Origin of the sequence: Streptomyces wuyuanensis (genome assembly GCF_900103455.1) — a bacterium.
Taxonomy (GTDB): Bacteria; Actinomycetota; Actinomycetes; order Streptomycetales; family Streptomycetaceae; genus Streptomyces; species Streptomyces wuyuanensis.
Map to the genome: position 1 here is coordinate 58,870 of NZ_FNHI01000030.1, position 18,600 is coordinate 77,469.

The following is an 18,600-nucleotide window of genomic DNA, read 5'->3' on the forward strand; positions in this document are numbered from 1 at the left end:
ACACGCGATGGCGCGATGCCGACTCAAAGTCCGGCTTTGAGGATCTCAAAGTTCAAGTGTTAACGTGTGGGCCATGACGACAGCAGCGTGCCCCGAAACGGTCATGAGCCTTCCGCTCGTGACGCGCCTGCACGTCGACCTGCGCCTCCCCCTCGCGCCTCGCTGCGCCGGTCCCGGAGGCGCCCCCGGCAGGTCCGCGGTCTGTTGCCGCCCGGTCTGACCCGGTATCACCCGGCGGCTTCCCCCGAGTGAAACGGGCGCCGCATCTCGTCTCCCGCTTGTCCGATACGCCTCACCGGAGTGTGTCCGTGTCCGCGAACTCCGCGACGCCCACCCACGCCAGCCGCATACCGAAGGTCCCGTTCTGGGCCCAGATCGTCGCCGGTCTCGTCGTCGGCGTCCTGCTCGGCTGGCTGGCCCGCAGTCAGGACGTCACCTGGCTCCGCACGACCCTGGAGCAGGTCGGCGACATCTTCGTCCAGTTGCTGAAGCTGGCCGTCGCTCCGCTCGTGTTCTTCGCGATCATGGTGTCGATCACCAATCTGCGGAGGGTCAACAACGCCGCCCGGCTGGCCGGCCGCACCCTGCTGTGGTTCATGATCACATCGCTCATCGCCGTGGCGATCGGCCTCGCGATCGGCCTGCTCACCAACCCCGGCGCGGGCACCGGTCTCACTCGGCAGGACGGCGAGAAGCCGGAGAAGGCCGGTTCCTGGATCGACTTCCTCACCGGCATCGTGCCCACGGACGTCATCACGCCCTTCACCGAGCTGAACGTCCTTCAGATCGTGTTCATGGCCGCCGTCGCCGGTGTCGCCGCGCTCAAGCTCGGCGACCGTGCCCAGCCGATCCTCACCTTCAGCGAGTCCGTGCTGGAGCTGCTCCAGAAGGCCCTGTGGTGGGTCATCCGGCTGGCCCCGCTCGGCACCGTTGGTCTCATCGGCTACGCGATCGCCGACTACGGCTGGGACCTCATCGGCAAGTACGCCACCTTCACGGCCGACGTCTACATCGGCTGTGCGCTGGTCCTGTTCGGCGTGTACCCGCTGCTGCTGGCGACCGTGGCCAAGGTCAACCCGCTGCAGTTCTTCAAGGGCGCCTGGCCGGCCATCCAGCTCGCCTTCGTCTCGCGCTCCTCGGTCGGCACGATGCCGGTCACCCAGAAGGTCACCGAGCGGCTCGGCGTTCCGAAGGAGTACACCTCCTTCGCCGTGCCGTTCGGCGCGACGACGAAGATGGACGGCTGCGCCGCCGTCTACCCGGCGCTGGCCGCGATCTTCATCGCGCAGATCTTCGACGTGCAGCTCGGAGTGCAGGACTACCTGCTGATCGCCTTCGTCTCGGTCGTCGGATCGGCCGCCACCGCCGGCCTCACCGGCGCGACGGTCATGCTGACGCTGACCCTCTCCACGCTGGGCCTCCCGCTGGAGGGCGTGGGTCTGCTGATGGCGATCGACCCGATCCTGGACATGATGAGGACCGCGACGAACGTCGCCGGCCAGGCCGTCGTTCCGGTGATCGTCGCCGCCCGCGAGAACATCCTCGACCGCGACGCGTACGACTCGGCCTCGGCCTCCCCGGTGGACGACGTGGACGCGGACGTCCGCGAGCCGGAGCGGAAGGTGGCCGTGGCCGCCGCCGTGTGAGGGCCGCAGCGCCGCGGCAACCGCGAGAGGGCCCCGGATCCGCCGGATCCGGGGCCCTCCGTCGTCGGGGTCGGCGCGCGGGGGCACGCGTCATCGCCGGGGGGCTTCCAGGCGCGCGAAGCGCCGGGGCGTCGTCTCCCAGCCCCGGCCGGCAAGGCCCAGTGTGAGCTGCCCCTCGGACCAGGTGCCGCGCACCACGATCAGGCGACGTGCTGCTCGTAGCGCGCCGTGCGCACGCCTGGGATGGGCACTTCGCGACGCAGCCAGGTGGCGTTGGCCGCGGCGTTCTCGGGCCGGGGAGCGGGCCGTACGAGTACGTCGAGGACGGTGCCGTCCCGGTAGAACCGGAACACCTGCACGTCTGCGCTGAAGATGCCGCTCAGCGGAACGGGCCCCCGGTGGCGATTCCGTCGGGACACTGGCACCCCCAGGTGTTCGGTGATCGCTGCCCGGCCACCGACCCTACGGGTGGACCGTCCCCGGTCCGGGGTGCTTCCCCGGCCGTACCCGTGCGGGCCGGTGGTCGAGGGGGGCCGGCCGTGTCGGCGGGCCGTGGGTGCGGAGCCGGAGCGGCCGCCCTAGACTGGCAAGATCATCGTTTTTCATCCGGAAGCGGGAGATTCGCACCATGTCGAAGCGAGGCAACAAGCGACGGGCCAGGAAGAAGAGGAAGGCCAATCACGGCAAGCGTCCCAACGCCTGACGGCCCCCACGCCCCGACCGCCCGCGCCGACCGGCGCGGCCCGCCCGAGGACCGGTCCGCGAACCGCGCGGACCGGTCCTCGGCGTATTCGCCCGATGGCGGGCCTTAGGCTTACCGAACAGTAGATCGGTGGCAGGGCCGGGAGGGCGTCTGACGTGGATGGTGCCGGTAGGAGCAAGCGGATGCCGCGTGCCATGCGGGAGCAGCAGATGCTCGACGCCGCAGTGCAGACGTTCGGGCAACGTGGCTACCGGGCGGCATCGATGGACGAGATCGCCGAGCTCGCGGGCGTGTCCAAGCCGCTGGTCTACCTCTATCTGAACTCCAAGGAGGACCTCTTCACCGCCTGTATCCGGCGCGAGTCCGCGGCCCTGGTCGCGGCCGTGCGGGCGGCGGTGGACCCGGGACTGCCGGCGGACCGGCAGCTGTGGGAGGGCCTCACCGCGTTCTTCGGGCACACGACGGAGCACCCGGACGCGTGGGCCGTGCTGCACCGGCAGGCCCGTACGCACGGGGAGCCGTTCGCCGCCGAGGTGGCCGTGATGCGGGACGAGATCGTGGCGTTCGTGACGGGCTTGATCGGGGTGGCGGCGCGCGAGTCCCTCGGGGACGGCGAACTCGCCGACAAGGACGTGGCGGGTCTCGCCCAGGCGCTCGTCGGCGCGGCGGAGTCGCTGGCCGGGTGGGCCAACGACACTCCGGGCGTCTCGGCGAGGGAGGCGGCCGCGACCTTGATGAACTTCGCGTGGGAGGGCCTCGGCAACCTCATGAAGGGCCAACGCTGGTCGCCGTCCGCCCGATGAGGTGCACCCGGCCCTCGGGGCCGGTCCCGCGCAGCTCGAAGACCCCGTCGCCCGTGGCCGTGTCGCCGGCGGCGTAGGCGACGGACCCGGGCAGCAGCACGGGCGCCTTGAACTCGGCTTCCGCGTAACGGAGTTCCCGAGGGTTCCGCTCGGCCAGACACCGGGCGAACGTCCACATGCCGTGGGCGATCGCGCGGGGGAAGCCGAAGGGGCGAGCGGTCGCCGCGTACAGATGGATGGGGTTGCGGTCCCCGGATGCGGCGCCGTAGCGGCGCCCGAGGACCGCCGGGAGCTGCCACGACGCGCGCTCGTTCAGCGCGGAAGGGGCCTGCGGCGGACCGTCGTTCGCGAGGCCGGGCCCCGGCGCACCGCCCTTCACCGGACAGCCGTCGGCCGGAAACCTGCGCGCCGCCGGGCCACCCGGTGCGGGTGCGGCGCCGGTCCGCCCGCCGGCTCCTCGGCGTTCCGGCGTCACCGCGGTTCCGTCCGCCGTCGTCCCCTCCGCCCGCCCGGGCCGCGGATGCCGCGAGAGATACGTGCTGCCCGACTCCCACACGAGTTCGCCGTCGAGCCGGGCCTCGGTCACCAACGTCACCTCCGTGCCCCGCCGGTGCGGCCGCAGACCGGTCGCGTGGACCGAGATCTCCGGCCGGTCGTCCGTCCGGATGTCCCGGTGGCGGGTGATCTCGATTCGGGTGTGCACCAGCCCGAGGACCGGCAGGGGGAAGCCGCGGCCGGCCATCAGCCGCATGGCGATCGGGAAGCCGAGGACGTGCGGATACGTGATCGGCAGCGGGCCGGTGGTGTCGAAGCCGCACACACGGGCGTACGCGGCCGGCTGCGACGGATCCGCGGCCGCTCCCAGGAGCGTGAGCCGAGCCGACGGGAGCCGGGCACCCTCTTCCGCGCGGGCGAGGGCCCCGCGCCGGAACGGCGAGGCGAGGGCACCGCGCAGCAGGTTGGGCCACAGGGCGGGCGGTGAGGACAGAGTCCGGGTCTGCACGGCGGGTCTCCTTCGGGGCCGGGGCGTCACGCGCCGAGGAGCGACTGGCCGCACACCCGCACGACCTGGCCGTTCACGGAGCCGGATGCCGGGTGCGCCAGCCAGGCCGTCGTCGCCCCGACGTCCTCCGGCAGACCGCCCTGGGCGAGTGAGTTCATCCTGCGGCCCGCCTCACGGATCAGCAGCGGCACGGCCGCGGTCATGCTCGTCTCGATGAAGCCGGGCGCGACGGCGTTGACCGTGACGCCGTGGTCCGCGGCGGCGCGCGGGGCGAGCGAGCGCACCAGGCCGATGATGCCGGCCTTGCTCGCCGCGTAGTTGGTCTGGCCGGAGTTGCCGGCGATGCCCGCGATGGAGGCCGTCGCCACGATCCGGCCGCCGGCCGCCACCACACCGGTCTTCAGCAGCGCGTCCGTGGTGTCGAGCACCGATGTGAGATTCACGTCCAGTACGGAACTCCAGTGCTCCGCCGACATGTTGGAGAGCCGGCGGTCGCGGGTGACGCCCGCGTTGTGGACGAGGACGCCGAGCCCGTCGGGGAAGGCGTCGGCTATGCGCTCCGCCGCGTCGTCGGCCGTCATGTCCAGGGGGAGAGCCGCCGCGCCGAGCCGCTCGGCGGTGCGGTCGAGTTCGCCCCCGGCCTGGGGTGCGTCGAGGCAGACCACCCGGGCGCCGTCGCGGACGAGGGTTTCGGTGACGGCCGCGCCGATGCCGCGTGCCGCGCCGGTGACGAGCGCCGTGCGGCCGGCGAGCGGACGGGACCAGTCGTCGGGGGTGGTGACCGCGGTGTCGGACACCTCGACCGTCTGCCCGCTGACGTAGGCCGATCCGGGGGAGAGGAGGAACCGCAGCGTCGATTCGGCGGCGCGGGCGCCGCCCGCGATCCGCACCAGGTTCACCGTCCTGCCCCGGCCGGTCTCCTTGGCCAGGGAGCGCACGAATCCGTCCAGCGCCTGCTGGGCCGCCGCCTGGTGGTGGTCCGTCGCAGAGAGCGGTGTGCCGAGGACCACGATCCGCCCGCTCGCGGCCACGGACCGGACGACGGGGTGGAGGAGGGCGTGCACTCCGGCGAGCGCCCGCGCGGAGGCGACGCCCGTCGCGTCGATCACGATCGCGGCCGGATCGGCGGCCGCCGCCGCCACCGGCAGGCCGGTCGAAGCGAGGACGGCCGCGAGCTCCGGTTCGCCGGCGGTGGACGAACCCACCGTCAGATGTGCGATCTCCCCGTCGAGCGTGGGGTGTTCCGGCGTCCGGCGGCGGAGCGCGGCCGGTTCCGGGAGTCCGAGGCGGCGCGTCAGCAAGCGACCGGGAGCGGTGCGGGTGAAGCGCAGATAGCGGTCGGCCATGGTTGTCCGGACTCCCTGCTGGGTCGTGGATTTACTCCGGAGTAAGGTTACTCAAGGGTCAGGAGTTGGTCGAGGTGTCGGGGCTTCAATCTCGCCCGCGAGACCGTCCTCGGCTCCGGTCTCGACCCCCGTACCCCCGCCTACGACATCCAGCAGGCCTGCGGCACGGGACTCCGGGCGGCCGTCGCCGCGGCCAACGCGCCCCGGCTCGACGGCCGCGAAACTCGCCCGGCTCAAGCCGGTGTTCGGCACGGACCACGACAACCCGACGATGACCGCGGGCAATTCGACCCCGCTCACCGACGGGGCGGCGGTGGTGCTGCTCGCCAGTGAGGAGTGGGCGGAGGCCCGCGGCCTCGACTTCCTCGCCCGACTCACGGCGTACGAGACGGCCGCGGTGGACTACGTGGACGGGGACGAGGGCCTGCTGATGGCCCCGGCCCGCGCGGTCCCGCGGATGCTGGAGCGCACCGGCCTGGGGATGGAGGACTTCGACCTCGTCGAGATCCACGAGGCCTTCGCCTCACAGGTCCTCGCCACACTGGCGGCCTGGGAGGAGCAGGGGCTCGCCCCGGTGGACCGCGCCAAGCTCAATGTCACCGGGTCCTCGCTGGCGACCGGCCACCCGTTCGTGGCCACCGGCGCACGGATCGTCGCCACCCTCGCCAAGCTCCTGGCGGAGCGCGACGGGCCCGGCCGGGGGCTGATCTCGATCTGCGCGGCGGGCGGGCAGGGCGTGACGGCGATCCCGGAGCGGCCGCAGGGCCGCGGGGCCCGGCCCGGCGGCGGTCGTCAGCCCCGCCTGAGCCGCCACTCCCGGAGGACCTCGTCCACGTCGTACGGCCTGCGCCCGAGCGGCGGGCCCGGCGGCGGCATCAGGAGCATCTTGGTGATCTTCTCGTTGATCTCCGTGACGATCCGGCGCACCGCGGTCTCCGAGGGCGCGCGGTAGGCCTTCTCCAGCGCGTCCTCGGCTTCCTTGCGCAGGGCGAGTGCGGGGGGCAGGACGGCGATGCCCTCCTTGTGCATCTTGCCCTTGACCCACCAGAGCTCGTCGTACGGGGCCAGATCGTCGGGCAGGGGCTCGCCGAGGCCCGGCAGATCCTCGAACTCTCCGCGTTCCCTCGCGTCGCGGATCTGCTTGTCGACCCACGATTCGAAACTGACGCCCGGGGGTTTGCGCTCGGTCATGCTTCCCAGGGTACGGACGTGCGAGGCCGCCGGTCGGGCTCTGGGACACTTGAACCGTGCTGATCAGAGAGGCGACCGCGCAGGACTGGGACCGGATCTGGCCGTTCTGGCAGCGGATCGTGTCCGCGGGCGACTCCTACGCCTGGGACCCGGACACCTCCGAGCCCGCGGCCCGGGCGCTGTGGATGGCGCCCTCCCACCGGGTGTTCGTGGTCGAGGACGAGGACGGCGCGCTGGTCGCTTCGGCGTACGTACGGCCCAATTACGGCGGCCCGGCCGCGCACATCGCCAACGCGGGCTTCATGGTCGACCCGGAGCAGGCGGGACGGGGCATCGGCCGGCTGCTGGCCGAGTACGTGATCGACCGGGCGCGGCGGGACGGCTACACCGGCATGGTGTTCAACGCGGTCGTGGAGACGAATCCCGCGACGCGGCTGTGGGAGGCGCTGGGTTTCCGCGTCCTCGGCACGGTCCCGGGCGCGTTCCGGCATCCGGAGCACGGTCCGGTGGGGCTGAACATCATGTTCCGGGAGTTGTGAGCCGTCCGGGGGACGCTTTCGTCTCCATTCCCCTCAGCCCCCCTCCGGTTTCCCTTTCCGGGTATCCGGCCCTCCGGGCGGCGATTCCGCCCGCCGGCCCGGTCCCGGAAAGGGCAGGAGCCCCGTCCCGTACGCGAGGTACGGGCGGGGCCCCTTGGGTACTGCTAAGTCGTGCGCGATCGCCGACCCGGTCGCATTAGGCCGGGGTGACGTTCTCCGCCTGCGGGCCCTTCGGGCCCTGGGTGACGTCGAAGTTCACGACCTGGTTCTCCTCGAGGGAGCGGAAGCCGGTCGCGTTGATCGCGGAGTAGTGGACGAAGACATCCGGGCCGCCGCCGTCCTGGGCGATGAAGCCGAAGCCCTTTTCAGCGTTGAACCACTTCACGGTTCCGGTAGCCATAAGCCCTCCTTGGGCCAAAGGGTTGCCCTGCTCCAGAACCTGCAAACAAGTCTGAAAACTACAAAAGCCTGCGGGTCACATGCTCCGCAGGCTCTGCACTGCAAGGGAAACCAAACTGCAACTTGCGTTGAGCCTAGCACGCACGGTGTTCAGATGGGTAGAGGGAAAGATCACGTCACCCGGATGTTTGATGCCGCCTTGACATGCTGACGCTCTCGGCGGGGTGCCCCGGCCATTCGAAGGCGTGCCCCCGGGTCTAGCCTCACGATGTGGACAGTCACGCAGAACCCGCGGAACGCGCGGAACACGCCGAGAACCCCGCCGCCGGTCGGGACCGCCGCAGCCGGCCGCGCGTCGGCCACATCCAGTTCCTGAACTGCCTGCCCCTCTACTGGGGCCTCGCCCGCACCGGGACGCTCCTGGATCTCGAGCTCACGAAGGACACGCCGGAGAAGCTCTCCGAGCGGCTGGTCGCCGGTGATCTCGATATCGGCCCGATCACCCTCGTGGAATATCTGCGCAACGCCGATGATCTTGTCGCTTTCCCTGATATCGCCGTCGGCTGCGACGGGCCGGTCATGTCGTGCGTGATCGTCTCGCAGCTGCCGCTGGAGCAGCTGGGCGGCGCCCGGGTCGCCCTCGGGTCCACCTCCCGCACCTCGGTGCGCCTGGCGCAGCTGCTGCTCGCCGAGCAGTACGGGGTGGCGCCCGACTACTACACCTGCCCGCCCGACCTGGGCGTGATGATGCAGGAGGCGGACGCGGCCGTGCTGATCGGCGACGCGGCGCTGCGGGCCTCCCTGCACGACGCGCCGAGGCTGGGGCTCCGCGTCCACGACCTGGGCCAGATGTGGAAGGACTGGACCGGCCTTCCGTTCGTCTTCGCGGTCTGGGCGGCCCGCAAGGACTACCTGCGGCGGGAGCCCGACGGCGTACGCCAGGTCCACGAGGCGTTCCTGGCCTCCCGCGACCTCTCCCTCCAGGAGGTCACGAAGGTCGCCGAGCAGGCGGCGCGCTGGGAGGCGTTCGACGCGGCGCTGCTCGAGCGCTACTTCACGACGCTCGACTTCCGCTTCGGCCCCGAGCAGCTGGCCGGGGTCCGGGAGTTCGCCCGCAGGACCGGGCGCACGTCGGGATTCCCGCCGGACGTGGCGGTCGAGCTGCTCGCCGTCTGAGCGGTGCGCCGGCCTCCGGCGCACCGCCGGGGGCCGGGCGGAACCAGGGAGGCCGCACGCGTGCCGCCTCCCGGCCCGGTCAGGAAGTGGGGATGGGCGCCTGCATGTGGCGGCTGATCCACTCGATCGACCCGTCCTCCATGCCCTGCACATAGGTCCTGGCGTTGTGCTCGCCGTCCTGGATGATCTGCAGGCGGGTCTTCACGGGCCCCTTGGTGTGATCCCGGATGAATGCCCTGACCTTTCGCAGCGCGGACTCCTTGGTGCCCGCCTGGAACGCCAGGTAGACGTCGGTGTCCTTGCCGCCCGGTTTCGCGCCGAGCGCCCGGGCGAGCTTCTCCGGGTCGTTCGCCGCCTGCTCCGCGGCGTGCCCGGCCCACAGCGGCGAGTCCGGCACGATGTCGGGGCCGGAGGCGATCACGGCCTTGAACCGGTCGGGGTGCTTCAGTACCGACTTCAGTCCGACGAAGGCCCCGGAGGACGACCCCATGAACGCCCAGCCGTCACGGGACTTGAACGTACGGAAATTGGCGCGGACGAAATCGGGAACGTCCTCGGTCATCCAGGTGCCCATTTTCGGCTGTCCGGGTATGTCGCTGCCGTCGTAGTAATACCTGTCGTCGGGATTGAGCACCGGCATCACCACGATGAACGGAAGGCTTCTGCCTTCCTTCGACCAACGGCTGATGCTGCTCTGCAACTTCAGGTCGGTGCCCATCCAGTAATTGTTCGGGTAGCCGTTGCCGCCCGGGAGAGCGATCAGGACGGGAAAGCCGCTGTTCGAGTATTTCGGGTCGAAGTACTGCCGGGGTGCCCACACCCAGACCTTGCCGGTGAAGCCGGACTTTCCGCCGTGCACCGTGGTGACGCCGATCCTGGTGCCGTCGTCGATGGTGTTCTGGGTGGTGAACTCGGCCTTCGGGCCGGTCGGCATGAGCGTCTTCGCGGCGGCCTCCGCGGCGGCCGTGCCGTCCGTGCCGCCGCTCCGGCCGGCGGCAGAAGCGGACGGGCCGTCGAAGGTGACGGGCTCCCCCTCGGCCGAGCAACCCGACACGAGCGCGACAGAGCCGAGGGCGACGGTGGCGATGAGCGCCGTGGACAGCCGTTTCATGGCGTACTCCGATTGTGCGGTGATTGGCGCGCTTCGCGGGGGTTACCGGCGCGGTGAGCGGTTTACGACCAGGGAGATGCGGGACCTGGCCGATCGGTTGGCCCCGCGCCGGGCCCAATCCCGGTGATCCGGACCACGCGTGGGCCTACGCTGCTGGACGGAACGGACGGGCCGCGGGCCGCCGCGACGAGGGGGGGAGAAGCGCATGCAGCCGTTGGAAGCCGGCGAACCGCGGACCATCGGCGCCTACCGGCTGCTGGGCAGGCTCGGCGCGGGCGGCATGGGCCGGGTGTACCTCGCCCGCAGTGAGGGCGGCCGCACCGTCGCGGTCAAGGTCGTCCATCCCCACTTCGCACTCGACGAGCAGTTCCGGGCCCGGTTCCGGCGCGAGGTGGAGGCGGCCAGGCGGGTGGGCGGGGCCTGGACCGCCCCCGTCCTCGACGCCGACCCCGACGCGCCCGTGCCGTGGGTGGCCACCGGGTTCGTCGCCGGCCCCGCGCTCGGCGCGGCGGTGGCCGGGCACGGGCCGCTTCCCCAACACACGGTCCGGACCCTGGGCGCGGGGCTGGCCGAGGCTCTGGCCGCCGTCCACGCGCTCGGGCTGGTCCACCGCGACGTGAAGCCGTCCAACGTGCTGCTGACGCTGGACGGCCCCCGGCTCATCGACTTCGGCATCGCCCGGGCCACCGACAGCACGGCCTCGCTCACCACGACCGGAGTCTCCGTCGGCTCTCCCGGCTACATGGCGCCGGAGCAGATCGTCGGCTCGGGCGAGGTGACGGGCGCTGCCGACGTCTTCTCGCTGGGAGCGGTCCTCGCCTACGCCGCCACCGGCACCGCGCCCTTCCCCGGCGACTCCTCGGCCGCCCTGCTCTACAAGGTGGTCCACGAGGAGCCCGAGCTGGGAGCACTGACGGGTGAACTGCGGGAGCTCGTCGGCGGCTGCCTCGCCAAGGACCCGTCCGCCCGCCCGGCCCCCGCCGTGCTGGCCCGCCGGCTCGCGCCGGCCGGCGCCGGGGCGTCGGTCGCGGCGGGCTGGCTGCCCGGGCCGCTGGTGGAGCAGGTCAGCAGGACCGCGGTACGGCTGCTCGACCTGGAGCCGGCGTCCGGGGAGGACCCGCTGGCGTCCGGGCCCGTGCCGTTCACCAGCCAGGCACTGGGCGTGTTCGGCCCGCCGATCGACCCCGTGCCCGCCACGCCGCCCCCCATGCCGACGCCACCCCCGCGTCAGGCGGCCGCGCCCGCGGACCGCAAGCGCGGCGGCCGTCTGTCCCTCTCGGTCACCACCCGCGACGAAAGCGAACGCCCGGGCGGCTCCCGAAAGGTCAGCTGCACCGTGGCCCTGGCCGTGGCCGGGGTTCTCGCCGCGGTGACCGTGGGGGCCGGCGTCCTGCTCGACCTCTTCCCGGGCGGTGGCGGCGGCCCCGACGACACCGCGGCCCAGCCGCCCGCGTCCTCGGAGACCGGCGCACCCACCGACGGCGGGACGGGTCCGGCCGAGGTGCCCAAGACCTTCGCCGGCACCTGGGAGGGGAGCATCACGGCCGCCGGCCTGCCCGCGGGCACGATGAAGGTCACCATCGAACCGGGCGGACGCACCGGCGAGCAGGTCGGCAAGGCCGAACAGACCGACATCCTGGGCAACTTCATCTGCGAGGACCTGCTCACCGCGACCAGCGCCGACGCCCGCACCCTCGTCGTGGACGCCCGCCGCGGGCCGCGCAGCAAGGGCATGTGCAGCGAGAGCACCAAGGGACTGCGCCTCGAACTCAGCGGCGGCACGCTGCGGTACGTCTCGGCCGACGCCCGTGCGGGCAACCCGGTCGGCGACCTCACCCGCGGCGGCAGATGAGCCCCGGCCGCCGGCCGCCCGGCGAGAGGTTCCCGGCGGGGCCGGACCGGGCGTGCCGCCGAGGTGCCGCCGAGGGGCGGGCGGCGGGCCTGTCGTAGGCTGGCACGGTCCGGCAACGACCCGCTCCACCACCGAAAGGCGACACCCCGGTGACCCAGAAGGCCGACCTCCAGTCCGTCCTGGACCGTGCCGCCGAGGGCGGGCGGATCACCCCCGAAGAGGCGCTCGACCTCTACCGTTCCGCGCCGCTGCACGCGCTGGGCTCGGCGGCCGACGCCGTGCGCCGCCGCCGCTACGCGGGTACCGAGCACATCGCGACGTACATCATCGAGCGCAACATCAACTACACCAACGTGTGCGTCACGGCGTGCAAGTTCTGCGCCTTCTACGCGCCGCCCAAGGACACCGCCAAGGGCTGGACCCGCGACCTCGACGACATCCTGCGGCGCTGCGCCGAGACCGTCGAGCTCGGCGGCACGCAGATCATGTTCCAGGGCGGTCACCACCCGGACTACGGCGTCGAGTACTACGAGAAGCACTTCGCGGCGATCAAGAAGGACTTCCCGCAGCTGGTCATCCACTCCCTCGGCGCCTCCGAGGTCGAGCACATGGCCCGGATCTCGGGGGTCTCGGTGGAGGAGGCCGTCCAGCGCATCCACGCAGCCGGCCTCGACTCCTTCGCCGGCGCCGGCGCGGAGCTGCTCCCGGCGCGCCCGCGCAAGGCGATCGCCCCGCTGAAGGAGTCCGGCGAGCGCTGGCTGGAGATCATGGAGACCGCGCACGGACTCGGGGTCGAGTCCACGTCGACGATGCTCATGGGCACGGGCGAGACCAACGCCGAGCGCATCGAGCACCTGCGGATGATCCGCGACGTCCAGGACCGGACGGGCGGCTTCAGGGCCTTCATCCCGTACACGTACCAGCCCGAGAACAACCACCTGAAGGGCCGGACCCAGGCGACGATCTTCGAGTACCTGCGGATGATCGCGATCGCCCGGCTCTTCTTCGACAACATCGCGCACATCCAGGGCTCCTGGCTGACCACGGGCAAGGAGATCGGCCAGCTGTCGCTGCACTACGGCGCGGACGACCTCGGATCGATCATGCTCGAGGAGAACGTCGTCTCGTCGGCGGGTGCCAAGCACCGCTCCAACCGGCAGGAGATCATCGACCTGATCCGCAGCGCGGACCGCGTCCCGGCGCAGCGGACGACCACGTACGAGCACATCGTCGTGCACGACGACCCGGCGAACGACCCGGTCGACGACCGCGTCGTCTCGCACATCTCGTCGACCGCGATCGAGGGCGGCACGGCGCACCCCGAGCTGAAGCTGCTCAACGCCAACTGACGGCGCCGTGCTGACCATTCACGCGGCGGACCTGCTGTTCGGCGCCAGGCACAGGCGCCCCGGCGACCCGACCGCAGTGGCGGTGGACGGCGGCCTGATCGCTGCGGTCGGGGCCCTCGGCCAACTCGTCGCCGCTCATCCGCAGGCCCGGGTGCGCCGCTGGCCCGGGCTGCTGCTTCCCGGGCTTGTCAACGCCGACGCCGTCGAGCTGCTGGAGGCGACCTACCACCCCGACCCGCGCGAGGCGGACGAGCTCGGCACCCAGCCGCTGACGGGGGAGGCGCTCGACGCCCTCGGCCTGGACGAGATGCGCCGGAGCGCGAGCGCGCGCCGGGGCCTCCAGCTGATGCTGGCCCACGGCACGACGGCCGTGGTCGGTCCGTTCACGCTGCCGGAGGTACGCAGCGCGGTCGCCCGGTCCGGGCTCCGGCTGCGGGAGCGTGCCCCGGGCCCGCAGAGGGAGGAGAGCGGGGCCGCCCCGTCCCTCGACCCGTTCGTCCGCCGGCCGCTGAACGCGGTGCCGGACGGCGACCTGACCCCGGGCGCCCCGGCGGACTTCGCCGTCTTCGACGTGCCGACGGACGTCCTTCCCGCGCGTGCCCTGCGCGAGCACGGCGCCCGCACCTGCGTCGCCACCGTCCTCGGCGGCCGGCTGGTGTACAGGCGGCGCTAGGCCGGGCCGGGGAACCTGGTGCCGGCCGCCCGAAGGGGGGTGACGTCCGCGTCCGGAACCCACGGCACGCCCCCGCCGGGCCCGCCGCGGTGTGCCTGAGACAATGGCCCGCGTACCGTCCGCACCCGACACTGCGAGGCCGAACGCCAGTGACCCGCGCTTCCCTGGACAAGCAGCCGCACGAAGTCGCCTCGATGTTCGACGATGTCGCGGCGAACTACGACCTCACCAACGATGTGCTCTCGCTCGGCCAGGACCGGCGCTGGCGCAAGGAGGTCGCCAAGGCCGTCGACGCGCGGCCCGCCGAGCGCATCCTCGACCTGGCGGCCGGGACTGGCACGTCGTCGCTGCCCTTCACCCGCACCGGCGCGTACGTCGTGCCCTGCGACTTCTCGCTGGGCATGCTGCGCGAGGGCAAGAAGCGGCACCCGTGGCTGCCCCTGACCGCGGGCGACGCGACGCGGCTCCCCTTCCGGGACGACTCCTTCGACGCCGTGACGATCAGCTTCGGGCTGCGCAACGTCCAGGACACCGACCAGGCCCTGCGAGAGCTGCACCGCGTGACGAAGCCGGGCGGCCGCGTGGTCATCTGCGAGTTCTCGCACCCGACGTGGGCACCCTTCCGGACCGTGTACGAGGAGTACCTGATGCGGGCGCTGCCGCCCGTCGCCCGTGCGGTCTCGTCCAACCCCGACGCGTACGTCTACCTCGCCGAGTCGATCCAGTTCTGGCCCGAGCAGGCGGACCTCGCCGGGATGCTCCAGAAGGCCGGCTGGTCGAAGGTGGCCTGGCGCAACCTGAGCGGCGGGATCGTCGCCCTGCACCGCGGCACCAAGTCCCAGTAAGTCCCCGGCGGACCGAGCACCATGGACTACCAGGCGATCCTCGAACGGATCGCGCAGGACGTCGCACCGCTGGTCGGCGACGGCACCCCGGCCGAATACATCCCGGCCCTGGCGGCCGTCGACCCGCGGCACTTCGGCATGGCCATCGCCGACCTCGACGGCAAGGTCCACGGAGTCGGCGACTGGGAGCGGCCCTTCTCCACCCAGTCCGTGACCAAGGTCTTCGCCCTGGCCCTCGCGCTCTCCCTGGGCGGCGACAGCCTCTGGGAGCACGTGGGCCGGGAGCCCTCCGGCAACCCGTTCAACTCGCTGGTGCAGCTGGAGTACGAGAACGGCATCCCGCGCAATCCGTTCATCAACGCGGGGGCCCTCGTCGTCACCGACCGGCTGCTGACCCTGACCGGCGACGCGAGCAGCGAGGTGCTGGAGTTCCTGCGGCAGGAGAGCGGCAATCCGGAACTGGCCTTCGACCCGGAGGTCGCCGAGTCCGAGTCCGCGCACGGCGACCGCAATGCCGCACTGGCCCACTTCATGGCCTCGTACGGCAACATCGCCAATCCCGTTCCGGCACTGCTCGACCACTACTTCTGGCAGTGCTCGATCGAGATGAACTGCGCCGATCTGGCCCGTGCGGCCCGCTTCCTGGCCCGTCACGGACTGCGCGCCGACGGCAGCCGGCTGCTGACCCGCAGCGAGGCGAAGCAGATCAACGCGGTCATGCTCACCTGCGGCACGTACGACGCGGCGGGCGAGTTCGCCTACCGGGTCGGTCTGCCCGGCAAGAGCGGGGTCGGCGGCGGGATCGTGGCGGTCGTGCCGGGGCGGTGCACGCTGTGCGTGTGGAGTCCGGGGCTCGACGGGCAGGGCAACTCGGTGGCGGGAGTGGCGGCGCTGGACCGGTTCACGACGCTGACCGGGCTGTCCGTGTTCTGACCGGACGGGAGGGCGCGGGCGGCCGTCGGGGTCGTCCGCGGGTGGGCAACCACATTGTGGCGAAAGCGAGTTGACGGGGCCCGGCGGACGGGCAAGATGGGTCGTTCACACCGGCCGCACCCGTTTTCTCCTGGAGCTCCCCTTGGCGTCGAACTGCCCGTACTGCGGGAACACCTCACCGGCCGAGGCGCGTTTCTGCATGACATGCGGACGGGAGCGCCCGCAGCCGGCCGCGGCGGCCTCGTACAGCCCCACCTGGGTGGGCCCCGGTGCTCCGCCGCCGGCGGTGCCGCCGGCCGCCGGAGGAGGACCCAGCCGCGCGCTCGTGTGGGGCGGGACCCTGACGGCGGCGCTCGTGCTCGGCGCCGGCACCACCGCGGGCGTGATGCTGATCAAGGACGACGGATCCGGCCCGGGCCCGGGGGGCCGTCCCACGGCGGCCGCCCCCGCACCGCCGCCGACGGCCGCCACGAGCCCCACGGGTGAGCCTCTCGCGAGCCCCTCGACCGCCGCGACGCCCCCGGCCCCACCGGAGCGGCCCGGGCCGGGCCGCTCCGGCGCCCCGCGCGGCGGCGACCCCGGTGTACCCGAAGGCTTCAAGCGCGTGAACGACCCCGCGGGCTTCTCCTTCGCGATCCCGTCCGTCTGGTACCGGCAGAAGGAGGTGAACGGGCAGATCACCTACGCCGGTTCCACGGGCATGTCCCACATCCTCGTCGGCGTCGTGCGGTCCGCCCCGTACACCTCCCTGGAGAACCTCACCGCCATCGAGGCCAAGTCCCGTTCGAAGAACGCCGACTACCGGCGGCTGCGGCTGGAGACGAACTCCTTCCACGGCCGGCCGGGGGCGATCTGGGAGTACACGTACACGCACGCCGAGTCCGGCGAGACGATCCACGGCATCGACCAGTCGTACATCGCCGACGACGGCACCGAGTACGCGATCTACTTCACCGAACGCGACCTGTACTGGGCGGACACCGAGCACGTCTTCGAGACGGCCCTGTCGACCTGGTCCGCGGACTCGGCGTTCGCTACAGGGTGAGCCGGAAGCAGAGCCCCTTGCGGTCCGAGTCGGGGACGGCGTACGTCTCCGCGAGCTCCATGCCAAGGCGCCGGGTCACGGCGATCGACCGCTCGTTGCGGGAGTCGACCATCGCGACCACGGAGGGGACGCCGGCCGAGCGCAGCCGGTCCAGGGTCGTCCGGGCGGCGGCGGTCGCGTAACCGCGGCCCCAGTACGGGCGCGCGAGCCGCCAGCCGATCTCGATCTCGCCGACCGGGCCGAAGGAGTCGTGCGGCCAGGGCTGCGCGCCCGTGAAGCCGAAGACCTCGCCCGCCCCGTCGAGCAGCGTCCACAGGCAGAATCCCCGCTCCGCGTCGTGCCGCCGCTGCCGCGCGGTGAGCTCTTCGTACACGGACACCTCGGCGGACCTGCCTCCGTGGAACTCCATCACCTCGGGGTCGTCGAAGACGCGGTGCCAGGCGAACGTGTCCTCCTCCGTGGGCACACGGAGCTGTACGACGGGAAGAGACGCTGCGGTCATCGTGGGGGAGCCCTTCGGTCGCCGATCGGTACGCCCCCATAGACTGCACATGACCTGTGCCGCACGGCACGCGAATTCGAGTCTTCGGGAGAACCAGCCGTGACCGAGACGACCCCTTCCGAGCACAGCGCAGATGTGATCGTCGTCGGGGCAGGCCCGGCCGGTTCGACGACCGCCTACTACCTGGCCAAGTCCGGCCTGGACGTGCTCCTGCTGGAGAAGACGGCGTTCCCGCGCGAGAAGGTCTGCGGTGACGGGCTCACGCCCCGCGCCACGAAGCAGCTGGTCGCCATGGGCATCGACGTCTCCGAGGAAGCAGGCTGGCTGCGCAACAAGGGCCTGCGGATCATCGGCGGCGGAGTCCGGCTGCAGCTGGACTGGCCGGACCTGGCCAGCTACCCGGACTACGGACTCGTGCGCAAGCGGGACGACTTCGACGAGCAGCTGGCGCGGCAGGCCCAGAAGGCCGGCGCGCGGCTGTACGAGCGCTGCAACGTCGGCGCCCCGATCGTGGACGACCGCACCGGGCGCATCACGGGCGTCCACGCCAAGCTGGGTGACGACAAGCGCGAGGTCACCTTCCACGCCCCGCTCGTGGTCGCCGCCGACGGCAACTCCTCCCGGATCTCCCTCGCCATGGGTCTGCACCGGCGCGAGGACCGCCCGATGGGCGTCGCGGTCCGTACGTACTTCACCAGCCCGCGGCACGACGACGACTACCTGGAGTCCTGGCTGGAGCTGTGGGACCGCCGCGGCCCCGGGGAGGACCGGCTGCTGCCCGGCTACGGCTGGATCTTCGGCATGGGCGACGGCACCTCCAACGTCGGCCTCGGGGTCCTGAACACCTCGGCGTCCTTCAAGGAGCTCGACTGGCGCGAGGTCCTCAAGGCCTGGTGCGCCTCGATGCCGGAGGACTGGGGCTACGTGCCCGACAACATGACCGGCCCGATCCGCGGTGCCGCGCTTCCCATGGCCTTCAACCGGCAGCCGCACTACACCAAGGGCCTGCTGCTCGTCGGCGACGCGGGCGGTCTGGTCAACCCGTTCAACGGCGAGGGCATCGCCTACGCGATGGAGTCCGGGCAGATCGCCGCCGACGTCATCGTCCAGGCGCACGCCCGGGCCACCCCCGCCCAGCGGGAACTGGCCCTGCACAACTACCCGAAGGTCCTGAAGGACACCTACGGCGGCTACTACACGCTGGGCCGGGCGTTCGTGAAGCTCATCGGCAACCCGAAGGTCATGAAGATCGCGACCCAGCGGGGCCTGACGCACCCGCTGCTGATGAAGTTCACGCTCAAGATGCTGGCCAACCTCACCGACCCGTCGGGCGGCGACGCGATGGACCGGATCATCAACGGCCTCTCCAAGGTGGCCCCCAAGGCCTGACGAGCGAAGCCCGGAGGGCGGGAGCGGGGCTCACGGGCCCGCGCCCGCCCTCCGGGCTCTCCGCCTCGGGCTCGCCTCTGCCCGCGGCGACGAGG

General features: G+C 72.0%; 19 protein-coding genes and 1 pseudogene. 13 read left to right on the top strand and 7 right to left on the bottom strand.

The window, feature by feature from the left end:
- Window positions 1–308: 308 nt before the first annotated feature.
- Window positions 309–1,646: a dicarboxylate/amino acid:cation symporter gene (locus tag BLT82_RS32995; RefSeq protein ID WP_093661600.1), complete on the top strand. Its 1,338-nt coding sequence runs from the start codon at window positions 309–311 to the stop codon at window positions 1,644–1,646.
- Window positions 1,647–1,846: 200 nt separating this feature from the next.
- Here the strand turns inward: BLT82_RS32995 and BLT82_RS36945 are convergent, their stop codons facing one another.
- A complete protein-coding gene (locus tag BLT82_RS36945; protein ID WP_143041573.1) occupies window positions 1,847–2,065 on the bottom strand; it encodes a hypothetical protein in 219 nt (72 codons plus the stop codon).
- A gap of 209 nt (window positions 2,066–2,274) precedes the next feature.
- On the opposite strand from BLT82_RS36945, the gene BLT82_RS38900 reads away from it, so the two are divergent.
- Complete coding sequence (locus BLT82_RS38900) at window positions 2,275–2,349, top strand: 50S ribosomal protein bL37 (RefSeq protein WP_106430099.1); 75 nt, start codon at window positions 2,275–2,277, stop codon at window positions 2,347–2,349.
- 182 nt (window positions 2,350–2,531) lie between these two features.
- A complete protein-coding gene (locus BLT82_RS33000; RefSeq protein ID WP_208868113.1) occupies window positions 2,532–3,152 on the top strand; it encodes a TetR/AcrR family transcriptional regulator in 621 nt (206 codons plus the stop codon).
- Here the strand turns inward: BLT82_RS33000 and BLT82_RS33005 are convergent.
- Together BLT82_RS33005 and BLT82_RS33010 are read right to left on the bottom strand one after the other, a co-directional pair.
- Window positions 3,115–4,155 carry a MaoC family dehydratase gene (locus BLT82_RS33005; RefSeq protein WP_244529829.1) on the bottom strand — a complete coding sequence of 347 codons (1,041 nt, stop codon included), beginning with the start codon at window positions 4,153–4,155 and terminating at the stop codon, window positions 3,115–3,117. The genes BLT82_RS33000 and BLT82_RS33005 overlap by 38 nt on opposite strands.
- Window positions 4,156–4,181: 26 nt before the next feature.
- Window positions 4,182–5,501: a 3-oxoacyl-ACP reductase gene (locus BLT82_RS33010; RefSeq protein WP_093661602.1), complete on the bottom strand. Its 1,320-nt coding sequence runs from the start codon at window positions 5,499–5,501 to the stop codon at window positions 4,182–4,184.
- Window positions 5,502–5,579: 78 nt separating this feature from the next.
- Between BLT82_RS33010 and BLT82_RS33015 the strand changes: the two are divergent.
- A pseudogene (locus BLT82_RS33015) lies at window positions 5,580–6,261 on the top strand (thiolase family protein); the annotation flags it as partial.
- 32 nt (window positions 6,262–6,293) lie between these two features.
- Here the strand turns inward: BLT82_RS33015 and BLT82_RS33020 are convergent.
- Window positions 6,294–6,692: a DnaJ family domain-containing protein gene (locus BLT82_RS33020; protein ID WP_093661604.1), complete on the bottom strand. Its 399-nt coding sequence runs from the start codon at window positions 6,690–6,692 to the stop codon at window positions 6,294–6,296.
- A 56-nt stretch (window positions 6,693–6,748) separates the two neighbouring features.
- Between BLT82_RS33020 and BLT82_RS33025 the strand changes: the two genes are divergently transcribed.
- Complete coding sequence (locus BLT82_RS33025) at window positions 6,749–7,231, top strand: GNAT family N-acetyltransferase (protein WP_093661606.1); 483 nt, start codon at window positions 6,749–6,751, stop codon at window positions 7,229–7,231.
- Window positions 7,232–7,427: 196 nt separating this feature from the next.
- Here the strand turns inward: BLT82_RS33025 and BLT82_RS33030 are convergent, their stop codons facing one another.
- Window positions 7,428–7,631, bottom strand: a complete 204-nt coding sequence (locus BLT82_RS33030; protein ID WP_017948713.1) for a cold-shock protein — start codon at window positions 7,629–7,631, stop codon at window positions 7,428–7,430.
- Window positions 7,632–7,900: 269 nt separating this feature from the next.
- Here BLT82_RS33030 and BLT82_RS33040 point away from each other — a divergent pair, with 269 nt between their 5' ends.
- Entirely contained in the window at window positions 7,901–8,806 is a 906-nt protein-coding gene (locus BLT82_RS33040) for a menaquinone biosynthetic enzyme MqnA/MqnD family protein (protein ID WP_093661608.1), read from the top strand.
- 79 nt (window positions 8,807–8,885) lie between these two features.
- Here BLT82_RS33040 and BLT82_RS33045 read toward each other — a convergent pair whose 3' ends face one another.
- Window positions 8,886–9,917, bottom strand: coding sequence for an alpha/beta hydrolase (locus tag BLT82_RS33045; RefSeq protein WP_093661610.1), 1,032 nt, complete (start codon window positions 9,915–9,917; stop codon window positions 8,886–8,888).
- A gap of 205 nt (window positions 9,918–10,122) precedes the next feature.
- Between BLT82_RS33045 and BLT82_RS33050 the strand changes: the two genes are divergently transcribed.
- The 6 genes from BLT82_RS33050 (at window position 10,123) to BLT82_RS37410 (ending at window position 16,614) form a co-directional block, all read left to right on the top strand.
- Window positions 10,123–11,769 (top strand): serine/threonine-protein kinase, encoded by a 1,647-nt coding sequence (locus BLT82_RS33050; RefSeq protein ID WP_093661613.1) that lies wholly within the window; start codon window positions 10,123–10,125, stop codon window positions 11,767–11,769.
- Between the two features lie 149 nt (window positions 11,770–11,918).
- A complete protein-coding gene (gene mqnC / locus BLT82_RS33055; RefSeq protein ID WP_093661615.1) occupies window positions 11,919–13,118 on the top strand; it encodes a cyclic dehypoxanthinyl futalosine synthase in 1,200 nt (399 codons plus the stop codon).
- A 7-nt stretch (window positions 13,119–13,125) separates the two neighbouring features.
- A complete protein-coding gene (locus BLT82_RS33060) occupies window positions 13,126–13,791 on the top strand; it encodes an amidohydrolase family protein (RefSeq protein WP_093661617.1) in 666 nt (221 codons plus the stop codon).
- A gap of 149 nt (window positions 13,792–13,940) precedes the next feature.
- Entirely contained in the window at window positions 13,941–14,636 is a 696-nt protein-coding gene (locus BLT82_RS33065) for a demethylmenaquinone methyltransferase (protein WP_093661619.1), read from the top strand.
- A 21-nt stretch (window positions 14,637–14,657) separates the two neighbouring features.
- The gene (locus BLT82_RS33070) at window positions 14,658–15,569 is read left to right on the top strand and encodes a glutaminase (RefSeq protein ID WP_093661621.1); all 912 of its coding nucleotides are present in this window, start codon (window positions 14,658–14,660) and stop codon (window positions 15,567–15,569) included.
- Between the two features lie 199 nt (window positions 15,570–15,768).
- Window positions 15,769–16,614, top strand: coding sequence for a hypothetical protein (locus tag BLT82_RS37410; protein WP_167746150.1), 846 nt, complete (start codon window positions 15,769–15,771; stop codon window positions 16,612–16,614).
- Here BLT82_RS37410 and BLT82_RS33085 read toward each other — a convergent pair.
- On the bottom strand, window positions 16,604–17,116 hold the full coding sequence (locus BLT82_RS33085; protein ID WP_093661627.1) for a GNAT family N-acetyltransferase: 513 nt from the start codon (window positions 17,114–17,116) through the stop codon (window positions 16,604–16,606). The two genes, BLT82_RS37410 and BLT82_RS33085, sit on opposite strands and share 11 nt — an antisense overlap.
- 99 nt (window positions 17,117–17,215) lie before the next feature.
- On the opposite strand from BLT82_RS33085, the gene BLT82_RS33090 reads away from it, so the two are divergent.
- A complete protein-coding gene (locus tag BLT82_RS33090) occupies window positions 17,216–18,505 on the top strand; it encodes a geranylgeranyl reductase family protein (protein WP_093661629.1) in 1,290 nt (429 codons plus the stop codon).
- The last annotated feature ends 95 nt before the right edge of the window (window positions 18,506–18,600 follow it).